A 16,526-nucleotide genomic window follows, 5' to 3' on the forward strand; every position below is an offset into this window, starting at 1 on the left:
CACCCTCGTCAGGTGGTTCCACGATGTTCGCCTTCGTCCTGCGACGCCTCGCCGTCGCGATCCCGGTCCTGCTGATCCTGATCGTCGCGACCTTCGTGATGATGTACGCGGCGCCCGGCTCTCCCTTCGCGTCCGAACGCGGCGTGCCGCCGGCGGTGCTGGCCAATCTCGAACGGGAATACGGGCTCGACAAATCCTTCCTCGCCCAGATCGGCACCTATGTGTGGAAGGTCGTCACCCAGTTCGATTTCGGCCCGTCCTTCGTCTATCGCGACCAGGACGTGAACGACCTCATAGAACAGGGCTTCCCCGTCACGCTGACCTACGGATTCTGGAGCTTCGTTGTCGCCGTGCTGGTGGGCGGCACGCTCGGTATCGTGGCCGCGATCCGGCACAATTCCTGGCTCGACTACCTCGCGGTCGGTATCTCGATCGGTGCGCAGGTGCTGCCGAACTTCGTGCTGGCCCCGATCCTCGTGCTGATCTTCACGCTGTGGCTCGGCTGGCTGCCCGGCGGCGGCTGGCAGGGCGGACAGTGGCAATACGTGATCCTGCCGGTCATCGCGCTGTCGACCAGCTTCATGGCCTCCATCGCGCGCATCGCGCGCGCCTCGATGCTGGAGGTGATGAGCTCCAACTTCATCCGCACCGCGCGCGCCAAGGGCCTGCCGATGCGGCGCATCGTGCTGCGCCACGCGCTGAAACCGGCCCTGCTGCCGGTGATCTCCTATCTCGGCCCGGCCTTCGTGGGCATGATCACCGGCTCGGTCGTCATCGACATCTACTTCTCCACCGGCGGCATCGGCCAGTTTTTCGTGGCGAGCGCGCTGAACCGCGATTACGGCGTGATGATGGGCATCACGGTGCTGCTGGGGACGCTGACGGTCCTCTTCAACCTCCTGGTCGACGTGCTCTACGCCTGGATCGACCCCAAGATCCGGTACTGATCGCATGTTCGCCACGAAAAACGTCGCGGACGCGCTCGCCTCCGCCCCGCCCACCAAGGGCCGTTCGCTCTGGGCCGACGCGCGGCGGCGCTTCTTTCGCAACCGCGCCGCCGTCGCAGGGCTGGTCGTCCTGACCGCCATCGCCCTCTTCGCCATCATCGGGCCCTTCGTGTCGCCTTGGAACTACGAGGATATCGACTGGAACGTGCTGGGATCGGTCAGCACCAAGGGCCGACCCTCGCTGGAGAGCGGCCACTGGTTCGGCACCGATCCGCTGGGGCGCGACCTCTTCGCGCGCACGGTGCAGGGCACGCAGATCAGCCTGATGGTCGGCATCGTCGGCGCGCTGATCGCGGTGGTGGTCGGCACGCTCTACGGCGCCATCGCGGGCTATTTCGGCGGGCGGCTCGACAACATCATGATGCGCGTCGTCGATGTGCTGATGTCCATTCCCTACATGTTCGTGCTGATCCTGCTGCTAGTCGTGTTCGGCCGCTCCGTCCTGATGCTGTTCGTGGGGATCGGCCTCATCTCCTGGCTCGACATGGCGCGGATCGCGCGCGGGCAGACGCTGGCGCTGCGCGGCAAGGAGTTCGTGGAGGCCGCCATCGCCACCGGTGTCAGCCCGCTGCGCATCATCCTGCGCCATATCGTGCCGAACCTGCTGGGCGTCGTGATCGTCTATGCCACGCTGCTGGTGCCGTCGATGATCATCTACGAAAGCTTCATCAGCTTCCTCGGCCTCGGCGTGCAGGAGCCGCTGACGAGCTGGGGCGCGCTGATCAACGAGGGCGCGGACGAGATGCAGAACGGCACGCTGTGGCAGCTTCTCTTCCCGCTCGGCTTCTTCGTCGCGGGTCTCTTCGCCTTCTTCTTCATCGGGGACGGTCTGCGCGACGCGCTCGACCCCAAGGATCGCTGATGCTTCTCGACGTCGAAAACCTGTCCGTCGCCTTCGATACGCCCGACGGCACCGTGCGCGCCGTCAACGGCATCTCCTTCCAGCTCGACGCGGGCGAGACGCTTGCCATCGTGGGCGAGAGCGGATCGGGCAAGACCCAGCTCGCCTTCGCCACGCTGGGCCTGCTCGCCCGCAACGGCCGCGCCGAGGGACGCGTGCGCCTTGCCGGGGAGGACATCCTCAACCTGCCCGAGCGCAAGCTGAACCGCCTGCGGGCCGAGCAGGTGTCGATGATCTTCCAGGATCCGATGACCTCGCTGAACCCCTACATGCGCATCGGCGACCAGATGGCCGAGGTGCTGACGCTGCACCGGGGCATGGGCAAGCGGCAGGCGCTGGACGAGAGCGCACAGATGCTCGACGCCGTGCGCATCCCGGACGCCAAGGCGCGGCTGCGCATGTTTCCGCACGAGTTCTCGGGCGGCATGCGCCAGCGCATCATGATCGCCATGTCGTTGCTGTGCCGTCCGAAGGTGCTGATCGCGGACGAGCCGACCACCGCGCTCGACGTGACCGTGCAGGCGCAGATCATGGAGCTGCTGTCGGAGATCCGGGCGGAGTTCGGCACCGCCATCGTGCTCATCACCCACGACCTCGGCATCGTGGCGGGCGCGTGCGAGCGCACGATGGTCATGTATGGCGGCCGGGTGATGGAGACGGGGCCGACCGACGCCGTCTTCGCCAACCCGTCGCATCCCTACACCCTGGGCCTCTTGGCCGCCGTGCCGCGCCTCGACATTCCGCAGGATCACCTCAGTACCATTCCGGGGGAGCCGCCGGACCTCACCCGCCTCGGTCCCGGCTGCCCGTTCGCGCCGCGCTGCCCGCTGGCGCACGAGCCGTGTCGCGAGGTCATGCCGCCCCTCCAACCCTTCGGGGACAACCGCCTGCGCGCCTGCCATGCCCCGCGGGAGGAGGTGAAATGACCGAACCGCTGCTGCGCGTCGAAGGTCTCGACGTCACCTTCCCGGTCCCCAAGCGCGGCGCCTGGCCGTGGACCAAGCCGGACCAGCTTCAGGCCGTCAGCCAGGCCGACCTGATTATCGAGCGGGGTGAGACCCTGGGCCTCGTCGGCGAGAGCGGCTCGGGCAAGTCCACGCTCGCGCGCGCCATCGTCGGGACCGTTCCCGCCACCGCGGGGCGCGTGCTGTGGAAGGGCGAGGACCTCACGAAGCTGTCCCCCTCCGCCCGGCGCAAGTTCGGGCGTGAGGTCCAGATGGTGTTCCAGGACCCGCTCGCCGCCCTCAATCCGCGCATGACCGTCGGGCAGATCGTGGCCGAGCCGCTGATGACCCACCGCCCCGAGATCGGGCGCGAGGAGCGCCGCCGCCGCGTGGGCGAGATGATGGAGCGGGTGGGCCTGCTGCCGAACCTCCAGAACCGCTACCCGCACGAGTTCTCCGGCGGCCAGTGCCAGCGCATCGGCATCGCCCGCGCGCTCATCACCGAGCCGGAGCTGGTGGTCTGCGACGAGCCGGTCAGCGCGCTCGACGTGTCGGTCCAGGCGCAGGTGGTGAATCTCTTGGGCGAGCTGCAGCGCGACATGGGGCTGAGCCTCCTGTTCATCGCGCACGACCTCAGCATCGTGCGCCATATCTCGACCCGGATCGCGGTGATGTATCTCGGCAGGCTGGTCGAGGTGGCGGACGCCGCGCCCTTGGTGGAGCAGCCGCTGCATCCCTATACCCGCGCGCTCATCTCCTCCGTCCCGATCCCCGACCCGGCCAAGGAGCGCGCCCGCGACCGCCCGGTGCTGGAAGGCGAATTGCCCTCCCCCATCGCGCCACCCTCGGGCTGCGTGTTCCGCACCCGCTGTCCGATCGCACGGGCGGACTGTGCCGAGGCGCGCCCACCGCTGGAGGAACGGCTACCCGGCCACCGGGTCGCCTGCCCCTATACCGACGCGGCGAAGGCTCAGAGCACCGCCTCGTAGATCGCGCGCGCGGCTTCGTATGTCATCTCGCGCGGGTTGTTCACCAACAGCCGCGTCTGCTTCATCGCATCCGTCGCCAGCGCGTCGAGGTCGCCTTCGCTCACCCCCACCTCGCGCAGCGTCGTGGGCAGGCCGGTCTGACGCGCGAGATCGCGAAAGCCTTGCGGCAGCGGTTTCCCGTCGAACAGTATGCCGGACAGATGCGCGTAATGCGCCTCCGCCTCGGGCATGTTGAAGGCCACCACCTCCGGCAGGACGAGGCAGTTCGAGAGCCCATGCGTCACCTTGAACTGCCCGCCCAGCGGATAGGCGAGCGCATGCACCGCCGCCACCGGCGCATTTGAGAAGGCCTGCCCGGCAAGGCACGACCCCAGCAGCATCGCACCGCGCGCGTCCGCGTCCTCGGGTCGCTCGCACACGGTCAGGATGTTCGCGCCCAGAAGCCGCAGCGCCTGCTCGGCCAGCATGTCCGAAAGCGGGTTCTTGCGGAGGCGCGAGGTGAACGCCTCGATCGCGTGGACCATCGCGTCGATGCCGGTCGCCGCCGTCTCCGAGCGCGGCAGCCCCAGCGTCAACAGCGGGTCGAGCACCGCCGCATCGGGCAGCAACACCGTGCTGACGACGCCCATCTTCTCGTTTGTCGCCGTCGTCAGGATCGAGATCGGCGTCACCTCCGACCCCGTCCCCGCCGTGGTCGGCACCAGAACCAGCGGCAGCCGCCCGCCCGTCACGTTGCCGACGCCGTACATCTCGCCCAACGGCTGATCCGAGGCGAGCCGCACCGCCACCATCTTCGCAATGTCGAGCGGGGAGCCTCCGCCCAGCCCCAGAACCGCGTCGCAGCCCGCCAGCGCGGCGCAGGCCTCCGACAGCATCGCCTCGGTCGGGTCCGGCAGCACGCCGTCGAACACCGTGACGGCGAGGCCCGCCCCGCGCAACGCATCCATCGCGGGCACGTCGAGCCCCAGCCGTCGGATCGTGGCATCGGTCACGACCCCGACATGCGCGGCGCCCGCGAACAGATCGGCAAGCTCGCCGCTCGCCCCCTCGGCACAGCGGATGGTGGGCGTGGTGGTGAACTGGAACGGCGTCATCGGACCTCCTGCATATTCGGCACGGCTTCGGCCGATTTTCCTCTTGCAGCCCCTTCGGAGCGGCACTAAGAAACTGCCCACCTGATGGGGTGTAGCCAAGTGGTAAGGCAGCGGTTTTTGGTACCGTGTACCGTAGGTTCGAATCCTACCACCCCAGCCATATCCTGTAACGTATTGATCTGACCCGGAATTGCGGACCAAAGCGATCCCAGTCCATCCATCTGCGATACGTGGACGCCAATCTTCCTAAATTACCGGACGTGGCGCGGCTCTCGGAGCTTCCAACAGAGGATCCGGCAGATACGTTCTCCGACCCACGTGCAGCGCCGCGGGGGCAGCTATGTCTGGCGCCGCCGAGTACCCCGGAAAGCCGGGGAAAATCGTCAACGGTTCATGCAGGTCAGCCTACGCCTGAAGAGGTTTTCCACATCTCGTTCGCTCGCGACGCTTCTCGCTTTCGGAAGTGAGCCGTATCTCAGGCAGGTGACGAATGGACGCCTGTCTCATACCGAAGCTCAGCGCTTCCTGTCGGCGATCGTCGCCGAGGAGATCGCACGCCTCGAAGCGGAGCGGTACGAGAAGCCGCTCGACCGGTCCGCGTCAGAGTGGCTGGATCGAGTGTCGACCGAACGGGCGCGGCGCGCGGCGGCTGAGATCGCGTCCGCTCGCGGAACGGCGGCAGCCCTGTTGGCCGACGACGAGGCGCGGCTCCGGGCAGAGGGGTGAGGCGCCTGACCTGGCCCCTTGAGGCTCCCTCATTCACGGCGAGAGTTTGCAGGGGGCAGGTCACGAGGTCTATCCCGGCGTCGGCGACCGAAACGAACCGGCTACGCAAAATCGAGAGGTCGCCGACAGAGAACCCCTGAGACCACTTACGAGTATCAGGACAGCCGACCGTCCATTGTGCGAACCTGTTATCATCTGCAACAAGCTTCCAGCTATTGCAGCCAACAGGGCTCAATGAAAATCGCGCGACTTGGGGATCACGCGCACGTTTCTTGGATGCCGGGAGCCGTGATCGGGCACAGGGCGCAGCACCTCGTCGGCGCGGGCGATCGGCGTCGGCACAACCGTGCCCGTCAGCCCGTCGAGGGCGTCGCTGCGGTTCTCTAGATGGTCGGCGACGACGTGGATGATGTCGCGGTCGCGCTGGACGCGGCCCTCCACGTAGATCAGGCGGGAGGCCATTACCGCCGCGCGGTATCGCTCCATGATCTTTGGCCAGATGACGAGGTTGGCGACGCCGTGTTCGTCCTCCACCGTGATGAAGCAAACCCCCTTTGCGCTGCCGGGCCTTTGGCGCACGAGTACGAGACCTGCCAGGCGAACCCGCTCGCCGCTAACCGTTCGAGAAAGGGTTTCGGTCGAGATCAGACCTTGTGCGGCCATGGAACGGCGCATGAATGCCAGGGGATGCGCCTTCAGCGAGAGGCGCAGCGTCTGGTAGTCGGCGACGACCTGCTCGCAATTCGGCATTGTGGGCAGCGGGATGCGAACCTCCGCGCCCTCGTCCTGCACCTCGCGAAACAACGGCAGGTCGGGGGCGTTGCGGAGGGCCACACTGTCCCAGAGCGCCGCGCGCCGGTCGAGGCCGAGGGAGCCGAACACATCCGCTGCTGCCAGCCGCTTCATCGTGCCGGTATCGAGACGGGCGCGCGCCTTGAGCTCGGTGAGATCGCGATAGGGCGCGTCGCGTGCGGCCAGCAACCGCGCGATCGCGTTTTCCTTCGCGCCATCCACCTGTCGCAGCCCCAGCCGAACGGCAAAGCGGCCCGGCCCCACCGGCTCCAGCGTGTTATCCCAATCGCTGAGGTTCGCATCCGGCGGGCGCACCTCCACACCGTGCTCGCGCGCATCGCGCACGATCTGGGCTGGGGCGTAGAAGCCCATCGGCTGGGAATTGAGCAATGCCGCGCAGAACACGTCCGGATAGTGGCACTTGATCCAGCTGGAGATGTAGACGAGATGCGCGAAGCTCGCCGCATGGCTTTCGGGAAAGCCATATTCGCCGAAGCCTTCGATCTGGGAAAAGCAACGTTCGGCGAAGACGGGATCGTAGCCGCGGGCGATCATGCGCTCGACCATCTTCGCCTTGTGGTTCTTGACCTTCTCTCCCCGATTACGAAAGGTAGCCATAGCCTTGCGCAGCTTGTTGGCCTCGGCCGGGGAAAAGCGCGCCGCGACCATGGCGAGCTGCATGGCTTGCTCCTGGAAGATCGGAACGCCCAGTGTCCGGCTGAGAATACGCCTCAGTTCATCCGGTGGGCCGTGGTCCGGCGCGGGAGAGGGATACTCGATCGCCTCCTTCCCGTCGCGACGCCGCAGATAGGGATGCACCATGTCGCCTTGGATCGGGCCGGGGCGGACGATGGCGACCTCGATCACGAGATCGTAGAAAGTGCGGGGGCGCAGGCGCGGCAGCATGTTCATTTGCGCCCGGCTCTCGACCTGGAACACACCCAGGCTGTCTCCCTTGCACAGCATGTCATAGACCGCCGCGTCCTCCTGCGGGACGGTCGCCAGCGTCCAGCGTTCCCCGTAATGCGCTTCGATCAGGTCGAACGATTTGCGGATGCAGGTCAGCATTCCCAGCGCCAGCACATCGACCTTGAAGATACCCAGCTCCTCGATGTCGTCCTTGTCCCATTCGATGAAGCTGCGCTCGGGCATCGCGCCGTTGCCGATGGGGACGGTTTCGCTGAGCCTGTCCTGTGTCAGGATGAAGCCGCCGACATGCTGGCCGAGGTGACGCGGCATCCCGATCAGCTGCTGCGCGATCCTGATGGTCCGAGACAGGTGCGGATCGGAGAGGTTGAGGCCGGCCTGCTTCGCCTCCCGCTCCCCCATGTCGGTGCCGAAGCTTCCCCAGACGGTCTTGGCAAGGGCGGAGGTGATGTCCTCGCTCAACCCCATGACCTTGCCGACCTCGCGGATCGCCATGCGCGGGCGGTAATGGATCACGGTGGCGCAGAGGCCTGCGCGGTCGCGGCCGTATTTGGCGTAGATGTGCTGGATGACCTCCTCGCGCCGCTCATGCTCGAAATCCACGTCAATGTCGGGCGGCTCGCGGCGCTCCTCCGAGATGAAGCGCTCGAACAGTACCTCGTGCTGGTCGGGATCGACGGATGTGATGCCGAGGCAGTAGCAGACGGCGGAATTCGCGGCGGAACCGCGCCCCTGGCATAGGATGCCGAGAGAGCGAGCATAGTGGACGATGTCGCGGATCGTCAGGAAATAGGGCGAGATCTTCAGCTTCGCGATCAGGGCGAGCTCCTTGGCCAGAACGGCCCGCACCTTGCGCGAGATGCCGTCCGGATAGCGATCGGCAGCACCCTGCCAGGTGAGTTCGGCGAGATACGAATCCGCCGTGCGACCCTGCGGCACGGTCTCTTCAGGGTAGTCGTATCGCAGCTCCCGCAGGTCGAAGGTGCAGGCGTCCGCGACCTCCCGCGTCGCACGGATCGCGTGAGGCCATTCGGCGAAGAGACGGATCATTTCGGCCGGCGGCTTGAGATGCCGCTCCGCATTGGCATGCAGCAGGAAGCCCGCCTTCGCGATGGTGGTCTTGTGTCGTATACAGGTCATCACGTCCTGCAAGGGCCGCCGCGCGGGCGCGTGGTAATGCACGTCGTTTGTGGCGAGGATCGAAAGCCCATGCGCCTGCGCCAACCGGTCGAGCCGGTTGATCCGCGCCCGATCGTCGCCGCGATAGAGATGGCTGACCGCGATATGGCGCAGCGTCGGCAGGGCGGCGGAAAGGCGTGGCAGCTCTGCCTCGAACACCGCAAGATCCTCCTTGGGCAGTGCGATCAGCTGTACGCCCTCCGCATGGGCGGCGAGGTCATCGAGGGTCAGATGACATGCCCCCTTCTCCTGCCAGGCGCCGTCCAGCGTCGCCGTCTTGCCCTTGGTCAGCAGGGCGCAGAGCCTGCCATAGGCGGCGCGGTCTCGTGGATAGGCGAGGAACTCTTCCCCGCCCATCAGCACGATCCTGCATCCGATCACGGGGCGGATATTGACTGTCAGCGCTTCCTTGTGGTGTCGCACCACGCCCGCCATCGTGTTTATGTCCGCGATGCCGAGCGCGTGATGCCCCTGCGACCATGCCGTCGTGATGAGGTCCACCGCATCCGACGCGCCATGCAGGAAGGAAAAGCAGCTCGTCATTCCCAATTCCACGAATTCCGTGGGCGGATTGAGCGCGAAATCATCTTCCTCGATGGTGCGGCGCGGGTGTTCGTGGTCCTTGAGCGGCATCAGGCGAAGATCCCGTGCACGAACCAGCGTGGCTGCCCGCCGCGCCCGTCCCCGTCCAGCCCCTCGCGATAGAGCCAGAGGCGAAGGCCCTTCTCATCCTCCACTTTGTAGTAGTCGCGCAGACGAGTGCCGGGCTTATCCCGCCACCATTCGGGCGCAATCCGTTCAGGTCCCGCATGGCGTGCCACCCTTAGCGTCTGTTTGCGCCAGATGAACTGGGCGGGTGGTCCTTCGGGCACAGCGTAGATCACGCGCACCTCTTCGGGGCTGGGTAATATGCGCAAGGGTCGTTCGCGTGTCGTCACCTCCCCTTGAGGCGCATCGTGCAGGGCGGGAACCCGTCGCTCAGCCCGCTCCGGCACATGACTTTCGCAGGTGACGGGGCGCGTCACGGCTTCCGCGCCGAAGCGGGCGGAAAGCCGGTCGATCAGTTGAGGCAGCGACATTCCAGCGGCACGCCTACCGCCGAGGTCCGATTGAACCTCGTCAAACGGCTCTACGCCATCCGCGTCCAAGGTTACGAGATCGAACCCAAACCCCGGGTCGATCCGCTCCAAACGCCCGTCGAAGAGACGGGCTAGATGCGCCGGGTCTCGGCTCGGCTGAGAGGTCGCGACGGTGACACACGCCACCTCCCCATCCGTGCGATAGACGGTGAGATGCAGGCGGCGACAGCCTGCGCCGCGCTCTGCAAGTTGAGCGCAAAGCTCGGCGCAGAGGTCGGGCAGATGCGCGGTCGGGTCCTGGATCGGCTCGGCCAGCCGCAGTATCGAGCGGGTCGGCTCCGGCGCATCCTCGGCCGAGATCGGCTCCGCCATCCGTCCCATCGCCTGATCCAGTCGCAGGAGCGGGTTCGCCACCAACTCCGCCCGATTGAACCGCCGCGCCAGCGACAGGCGCGGGATCGCGGCGAGATCGCCGATGGTCTTCAGCCCCAGCCGGTGCAGCAACTGCTCCGCCTCACTGCTCAGACGCAAGGCCCGCACCGGCAGGGGGCGCAGTGCCTCCGCCTCGTTCCCTTCGCAGATCGCGCGCACCGCGCCGAACCGCGCCAATGCCCAGGCCGCCCCCCAGGTCGTGGCCATGGCGACCCGCGCGCTCAGTCCGAGGGTCGAAAGCCGCGCCTCTATCTCCTCCAACAGCGCCGCCTCACCGCCGAACAGATGCGGAACCCCCGTACAGTCGAGGATCAGTCCATGCGCCCCGTCCCGTGCCGACCACGGCCCCCAGCGCCGGATCCAGAGCACCAGCCGCTCCATTAGCGCATTGTCCCCGGAAAGGTCGCCATACTCCACCCGCAACTCCGGACAGAGCGCGCGCATATCCACGATCCGCTCGCCTACGCGGATGCCGAGCATCGTCGCCGACCGGTTCGCGCCATGAACGACCGGACCATGCGTGCCCTCCACTGCCAGCACCATCGGCCCCTCAGGAACCGGTCTGCCCATGTCCTGCGCGATCCGCATCCACCGCTCCATCGGCAGGCAGGGAAGGGAAATCGAGACGATCCGCCGCCCGCTCATGGCGCACCACCCAGGCCCAAAGCGCCTGTGTCCGGGACCGAAACAGCTTCAGCCGCCAGCGCGGATCGCTCGGCGATCCGGGATCTTCCGAACTGGGCGAGGAGGACAGCTTGCCGATGCGGAAGCGGTTGTGCGCGGCACTCAGGTCCGCCTGCGCTCCATGCCGGATCAACACTCAGGGCATCCCGCTGAGCCTCCGCCCGCATCGCCAGCCGCTTGGTCGCGGTGAAGGTAGGGTCGCGCGGAGATTCCCAAAGCTCGCCCACAACCGAGCCGACATCCCAGCACGCAAGCCCATCCTCCGTCGCCTGAAATACCCCCTCGGGCCGCTTCGGCGCGCAGTGCGACACCTGCTGTGCGAGAGACATCTCCCGCGCCGTTTTCCGATCGCGCACCCGGAGAATCGGCTCCCGCTGGAACGGGGCCTTCGCCATGAAGATCCCAATCGCTCCCGAACCCTCGGGCGTAGGGATCTGCTCATCGGAAAATCCCTTTGATGCAATAGTATAATGCCTTCTCGGGGTCGCCTTCGAAATTGGAAACGGGACGATGCCAGCCATACACAGAACTTCACCAAGCACAAATGTTCTGCATATGTTCTATCGCGAGTTGGCCTGGAGTCCAGTCTCAGGATCTCAACCTCAAGCTTGCTCGCGTCTGCCGTGCACCGTGCCTAACCGATGCTGCAACAGGCCCGTCACGACGAGGGGTCCACCACAGGAAAGAAGGGGTGTCCCCAGCCCTCGGAAGGGCAGGACATCATCAGGTCCGCCACCACCGGCAGCAGCGCGCCCAGCAGGTCCACGCCCGAGCGAAGCTGATCGCGATTGATCGAGGAATCCCATGTCGCGCCGCCATGTATCAACTGGTTGCGCAGCATGTAGAGCCGGTCGAACATGAACGACAGGACGAGATCGGTCTCCCCGTCGCGCAAGGCCGCCTCGAACAGCGCGGACGCCTTGCGAAATCGGTCCTCCCAATCGTCGCAGCCCAGCCCGTGATGATGCGTCCAGAAAGGGGAAAAGACGTAGCGGTTGTCGATGAACGCCCGGATCGGCTGCCCGCCGTCCCGCCATGCAGTCCGGTAGAGCCGATGCTCGGGATCGCAGTCCAGCGCCCGGCGGAAGAAGGCGCGGAACCGGTCCCGCTCCGACGCGGGGGGCCCATCGATGTCGCTCCCATCGGAATAGGCCGCGTTGAAGGCGATCCAAAGGAAGATGAACGACGCGGCAGGATCGTAGGGCTCCGCCTCGGCCCGGCCGATCCAGGAGATCATGCGGTGGATGCGCAGGCCGAAATTCGGGGGAAAGCCCTCCCGCATCGCGCGCTGGCGCCGCTTCAGTTCGGCATGGCGGAAGTCGTGACGATTAGCCATCCCCGTCCCTCCCCAGGGTCCAGGCCGGCAGCGCGCAGAGCGCATTGACCAGCCGCATGTGCTCGACGCTCGTGCAGGCCGTCTCGGTCAGGCGGGGCGCGGCGAAGACCAGCGACAGCGCCTTCCCGCGCGAGATGGCGACGTTCATCCGCTGGCGCGACAGCAGGAAGTCGAGCCCGCGCGCCGTCGCCTCGGCCGAGGAGGCGGTCATCGAGACCAGCACCACCTGCGCCTCCTGCCCCTGGAACCGGTCCACCGTGCCGCAGCGGATGCCGTGCAGCGCGTCCGTCAGCGCGTTGACCTGTAGGTTGTAGGGCGCGACGACGATGATGTCCGAAGGCCGCAAGGCGCGCGCCCTGCCCTCGCGGTCGGTCATCCGGCCATTCAGCAGGCGGTCGATCGTGGCCTCGATCGCCGCGACCTCCTCCGGCGCATGCTGCACCCGCCCGTCATGCGCCACCGGAACGCGCCACGCGCCGGTGGAGGGGAGCCCATCCGCCTCGACCGATTGCCGCGCGGTGTCGGGATGCGCGCTGAGCCGACCCTCGTAGAACTGGCGCGAGATGTAGGTGGCAAGCTCGGGCTGCATCCGCCGCGTGACCGGCAGGAACAGGCCGCGCTCCGCCGGGATCGTGGTCGCCCCGCCCAGCATCCAGTCGAGGCAGGACAGCCCCGCCGGGTGCGGGTGCGCCCCCTGCACCACCTGTGGCAACTGCGCGGGGTCGCCCACCAGGACAAGGTTGCGCGTCGCCTGCGTCAGAGCGAGCGCGTTGGCAAGCGGCACCTGCCCCGCCTCGTCCACGAAGATCGTGTCGAACGCATCGGCGAGGTCGGGCGAGGAGAACAGCCACGCCGTGCCGCCCACCACGTCGATCCCCTCCGCCGCACCGGCATTCGGAACCTTCACGATGGCATCGTAGGGCGGGTCGAGCGCGTCCATGCCGTCCCGCTGCTTGTGCCCGACGGACAGATCCGCGACCGTCAGGTCGGTGTCGTCATCTTCGAGCGCGTCGATGCATCCCATCAGCACGTTGCGGATCGCGTCATGGGAATTGGAGCAGACCCCCACCCGCCTGCCCTGCCGGACCAGTGCGAGGATCGCCCGTGCGGTCACGTAGGTCTTCCCGGTGCCCGGCGGCCCCTGCACCGGCAGAACGCCCCCGTCGAGCGCCCGCGTCGCGCGGATCATAGCCTCGACCGGATCGACCTGTGCCAGATCGGCCATGTCGAGGTTGCCGCTCAGGGTCGGCAGCGCGCGCGACAGCAACGCCTCCGCCGCACCGTTTGTGCACGGACCGAGCTGGTCCTCGATCACGTTCGCGATCGCCGTCTCGATCGACTGGGTGCGGAGCGACCAGGACGGCAGCAGGTCGATCCGATCTGCCAGCGCGCCTTCATGCGTCGTCCGCACGGTCACGCTCCGCGCGGCGCGGTCGAGCGCGCGGACCGTGACGGCGACAGGGAAGGGCTCCCCCGGCACGGAGATGGCAGCGTCCGCACCCGCGCGCAATTTCGTCTCCTGCGCGGGCCAGCGATAGGTCCGCTCGCGCGATTTCGCCGTCATGGCCTCGGCCGCGCCGGTCGCCGTCAGCCCGCCGAGGCAATCGAGATCCTCGCACAGATCGCCCACATCCTTCGCGGCGGCGTCGAAGACCGCCCACGCCACCGGCTTCTTCTCGCGCGGATGGTACTGCGCCAGATCGTAGAGCAACTGTCCGCGCCCCTCGGGCAGGTCCGCATTCATCAGGCTGTCATGCAACGCCTGCGCCGCAAGCTCCTTCTCGTCGTCGGTATCTGTCGCGGGTCGCGCGACGGTCTCGCCCGTTCCCTCGGGGCGGATCGACAGGAGCCAGTCGCGCAGCTCTTCCGTCGAGACGCAGTCGAGCCGGTTGTAGTGCTCGATCTCGTCGAGGATCGCGCCGTCCCCCTCCTCGCGCCACGCCTCGTAGGCGACGACGGAGCCGCCCGCGGTCGTGACCTCTCCGGTCCGCGCGAACCCGTAGAGCGCTTCCATGTCCTTGATCGAATAGGACGGCTCGGACGCGAAGATGCCGTTGCGCACCACGGCATAGAGATCGACGAACCGCCCCGCCCGCAGCCAGCGGTCGAGCCGCGCCTCGCCCAGCCCGTGCTGCATCGTCAGCCGCTTCAGCGCCGTGATCTCGTAGGGCGCGTAGTGATAGACATGCGCGCCCGGATGCGCTTCGAGTACCTGCGCAAACAGGTCCATCAGCCGCGACAGCGCCGCCTTCTCCTCGGCCCGGTCATGCGCCCAGACCGCCGTGAACGCAGCCTTCGCCCAGATCCCGTGCAGATATTCCAGACCGTCCGTGCCACCCTCCTCGTAATGGGGATCGCCCTCGATGTCGTAGAAAAGGTCCTCCGGGTGCGGCGGCGGCAGCAGGTCGAAGCCCTTGCCCGGCTGGGCCGGGCGCAACGCGTGATGCGGCCCCCGCTCGGGCCGCGCGGTCTGCAAGCTGGCCTGCATCCTCAGCCGGTCGAGCGTCGGCGCGGCGAGCCTCGGGACCTCGCCCTCGTGGCGTGACAGCTCCGCCATCGAGGTCACGCCCGCGGCCTCGATCTTCGCCACCTGGCCGCGTGCGATGCCCGCGATGCGGAACAGGCTGTCCTCCGCCTCCCACACCGCGGCGCAATGCTCGCGCCACCTACATAGCGGACAGGCCGCGCAGGGTACGGCCCGGGTGTCCGGCGGCGCCGCGACGAAATTTTCCAGCCGATCCCGCATCGCGCGCGCGTAGTCGGAGACCTCGTCGAGCCGGAAGGTGAAGCGCGCCCCGTCGCCCAGCACGACATGCGCCCGCTCCGGCACCGTGCCCTGCACCCGCGCCAACAGGTCGGAATAGAGCACCAGTTGCAGGACATGGCCCGGTGCGGGCTTGCGCTTCAGCTTCGTATCCGCGACCTCGTAGGACCAGTCGCCGAGCTGCGATGGCCGCTCGACCCGCTCCAGGAAGTCGGACCAGCCGCCCCACATCCCGCCCTCGAGCGCACCCTGGAAGACATGCCGCGCCCCACCGCGAAGGGCCTCCTGCGTCGCCTCGACCGCCGCGCCGAACCCCTGGTCGCGGGCGATCTCGACGACCCCGCCATCCGCCTTGAGATGGTCGAGATGCGCCTCCTCGTGCAGGTCGCCGCGCCGTTGCAGCAGCCGCGCATCCGCGCTGTCATCGGCGGGCTCCGGCCCCTCGCCGTGAAGCCGCGCGAGGTCGAGTCGCGTCGCATGCGGGCAGACCGCGAACCGCATCAGATCGGTGGCGGACAGTCGAAGATCGTCTCCCAAGCGCTGCATCAGACCGGCTCCACCCGCTCGAAGCCGAGCGTGACGGCCCCCAGATCGCGAAAGGCCCGCTGGCGGCAGGACAGGACGATGATCTGCAGATCGCCCGCCGCGCGGTGCAGCGCGTCGAACATCCGCTCGATGCGGTCGTCATCCGAATAGACCAGCGCGTCGTCGAGGATCAGCGGTGCCGGGCGTCCCGCCTTGGCCAGCAACCGCGCGAAGGCGAGCCGCACGAAAAAGGCGATCTGCTCCTGCGTGCCGCCCGACAGCACGTCGATCGGCTCCGCCGTCCCGCGGCGCACCAGCGTGACCGGCAACAGCGTGTCGTCGGACCACTCGATCTCCACATCCTCCCACAGGTCGCGCAAGAGCGGCTGCATCTCGGCCCGGATCGGCTCGAAATAGGTCTCGCGCGCGGCGGTCTTGGCCGCGTCGAGCGCGTCGCGAAGACGGCGCAGCACCTTGACCTCGAAGGCGATGCGATCGCGGGTCTCGACCGCCTCGCGCAGCTGGTCCCGAACCGCTGCCAGCTCCTCCTCGATGCCCTCCTCGGCCCGCGTCTCGATGCGGCCGTCGATCTTGGCGTTCTCGGTCTGCAGTTGCTCGGCATCCGCGGCCGCCCGGTCGACGACCGCCTTCAGCCGGTCGCGACGGGCCTGAAGGCTGCCCAGATCCGGCACCTGCGCGCGCAGCCGGTCGAGCTCGGCCAGCGCCTCGCGGGCCGCCTTGTCGAGCGCGTCCAGCCTCTCCTGCGTCGCGGCCTCGTCTTCCGCATCCAGGCCTGCCACGGCTGCCTCGGATTTCTGGACCTGACCGCGCGCGGCGGCGAGCGCCGCCTCGGCCCGGCCCTCGTCGGGCAGGACGATCTCCGCCCGCTCCTGCGCCTTCGCCAGGGCGTTCTCCGCCTCGGCGAGGGTCGCGCGCGCGGTGGCGAGGGCCCGTTCCGCCTCCTCACGCGGGGGCGGCGCGTCCTCCGTGGCTCCGGCCTCGGCATATCCGGCCAGCGCCTCGCGCAGTGCATCGAGCCCGTCGGGCGCATGCATCTCGCGCCGTCGTGCGGCGAGTTCTTCCGCGCGGGCCGCGTCCGCCCGTCGGCGGGCGGCGGCGTGAACCGCCGCCAGATCCGCCCAGCCCC

The 16,526-nt window shown here is 67.7% G+C and carries 11 protein-coding genes and 1 tRNA gene; 6 read left to right on the forward strand and 6 right to left on the reverse strand.

The features are described from left to right. The first annotated feature begins 23 nt into the window (after positions 1-23). The 4 genes from oppB to RX333_RS07790 are packed head-to-tail and all read left to right on the forward strand — an operon-like array spanning position 24 to position 3,841. Positions 24-947 (forward strand): oligopeptide ABC transporter permease OppB, encoded by a 924-nt coding sequence (gene oppB / locus RX333_RS07775; RefSeq protein ID WP_316014361.1) that lies wholly within the window; start codon positions 24-26, stop codon positions 945-947. A 4-nt stretch (positions 948-951) separates the two neighbouring features. Then, complete coding sequence (locus RX333_RS07780; RefSeq protein WP_316014362.1) at positions 952-1,869, forward strand: ABC transporter permease subunit; 918 nt, start codon at positions 952-954, stop codon at positions 1,867-1,869. Next, positions 1,866-2,834, forward strand: coding sequence for an oligopeptide/dipeptide ABC transporter ATP-binding protein (locus RX333_RS07785; RefSeq protein ID WP_316014372.1), 969 nt, complete (start codon positions 1,866-1,868; stop codon positions 2,832-2,834). Before RX333_RS07780 ends, RX333_RS07785 begins: the two co-directional genes overlap by 4 nt. Then, a complete protein-coding gene (locus RX333_RS07790) occupies positions 2,831-3,841 on the forward strand; it encodes an oligopeptide/dipeptide ABC transporter ATP-binding protein (protein WP_316014363.1) in 1,011 nt (336 codons plus the stop codon). Before RX333_RS07785 ends, RX333_RS07790 begins: the two co-directional genes overlap by 4 nt. On the opposite strand, the gene RX333_RS07795 is transcribed toward RX333_RS07790, so the two are convergent. Next, positions 3,823-4,935 (reverse strand): iron-containing alcohol dehydrogenase, encoded by a 1,113-nt coding sequence (locus RX333_RS07795; RefSeq protein WP_316014364.1) that lies wholly within the window; start codon positions 4,933-4,935, stop codon positions 3,823-3,825. The genes RX333_RS07790 and RX333_RS07795 overlap by 19 nt on opposite strands. 85 nt (positions 4,936-5,020) lie before the next feature. On the opposite strand from RX333_RS07795, the gene RX333_RS07800 reads away from it, so the two are divergent. Both RX333_RS07800 and RX333_RS07805 read left to right on the forward strand, forming a co-directional pair. Continuing rightward, positions 5,021-5,095 (forward strand) — tRNA-Gln (locus RX333_RS07800). 233 nt (positions 5,096-5,328) lie between these two features. Beyond that, the gene (locus RX333_RS07805; protein WP_316014365.1) at positions 5,329-5,661 is read left to right on the forward strand and encodes a hypothetical protein; all 333 of its coding nucleotides are present in this window, start codon (positions 5,329-5,331) and stop codon (positions 5,659-5,661) included. A gap of 231 nt (positions 5,662-5,892) precedes the next feature. On the opposite strand, the gene RX333_RS07810 is transcribed toward RX333_RS07805, so the two are convergent. From RX333_RS07810 to RX333_RS07830, 5 genes are all read right to left on the reverse strand, one after another. Continuing rightward, positions 5,893-9,192 (reverse strand): error-prone DNA polymerase, encoded by a 3,300-nt coding sequence (locus tag RX333_RS07810; protein WP_316014366.1) that lies wholly within the window; start codon positions 9,190-9,192, stop codon positions 5,893-5,895. Further along, a complete protein-coding gene (locus tag RX333_RS07815; RefSeq protein ID WP_316014367.1) occupies positions 9,192-10,715 on the reverse strand; it encodes a DNA polymerase Y family protein in 1,524 nt (507 codons plus the stop codon). Before RX333_RS07815 ends, RX333_RS07810 begins: the two co-directional genes overlap by 1 nt. Before the next feature lie 697 nt (positions 10,716-11,412). After that, entirely contained in the window at positions 11,413-12,090 is a 678-nt protein-coding gene (locus tag RX333_RS07820; protein WP_316014368.1) for a HEPN domain-containing protein, read from the reverse strand. Further along, complete coding sequence (locus RX333_RS07825; protein ID WP_316014369.1) at positions 12,083-15,400, reverse strand: TM0106 family RecB-like putative nuclease; 3,318 nt, start codon at positions 15,398-15,400, stop codon at positions 12,083-12,085. Before RX333_RS07825 ends, RX333_RS07820 begins: the two co-directional genes overlap by 8 nt. After that, positions 15,400-16,526: ATP-binding protein (locus RX333_RS07830; RefSeq protein ID WP_410056059.1), on the reverse strand; the 1,127-nt coding region annotated here is incomplete at its 5' end. The genes RX333_RS07825 and RX333_RS07830, both read right to left, overlap by 1 nt.

The organism is Roseobacter sp. HKCCA0434, from assembly GCF_032464675.1.
GTDB lineage: Bacteria > Pseudomonadota > Alphaproteobacteria > Rhodobacterales > Rhodobacteraceae > Pontivivens.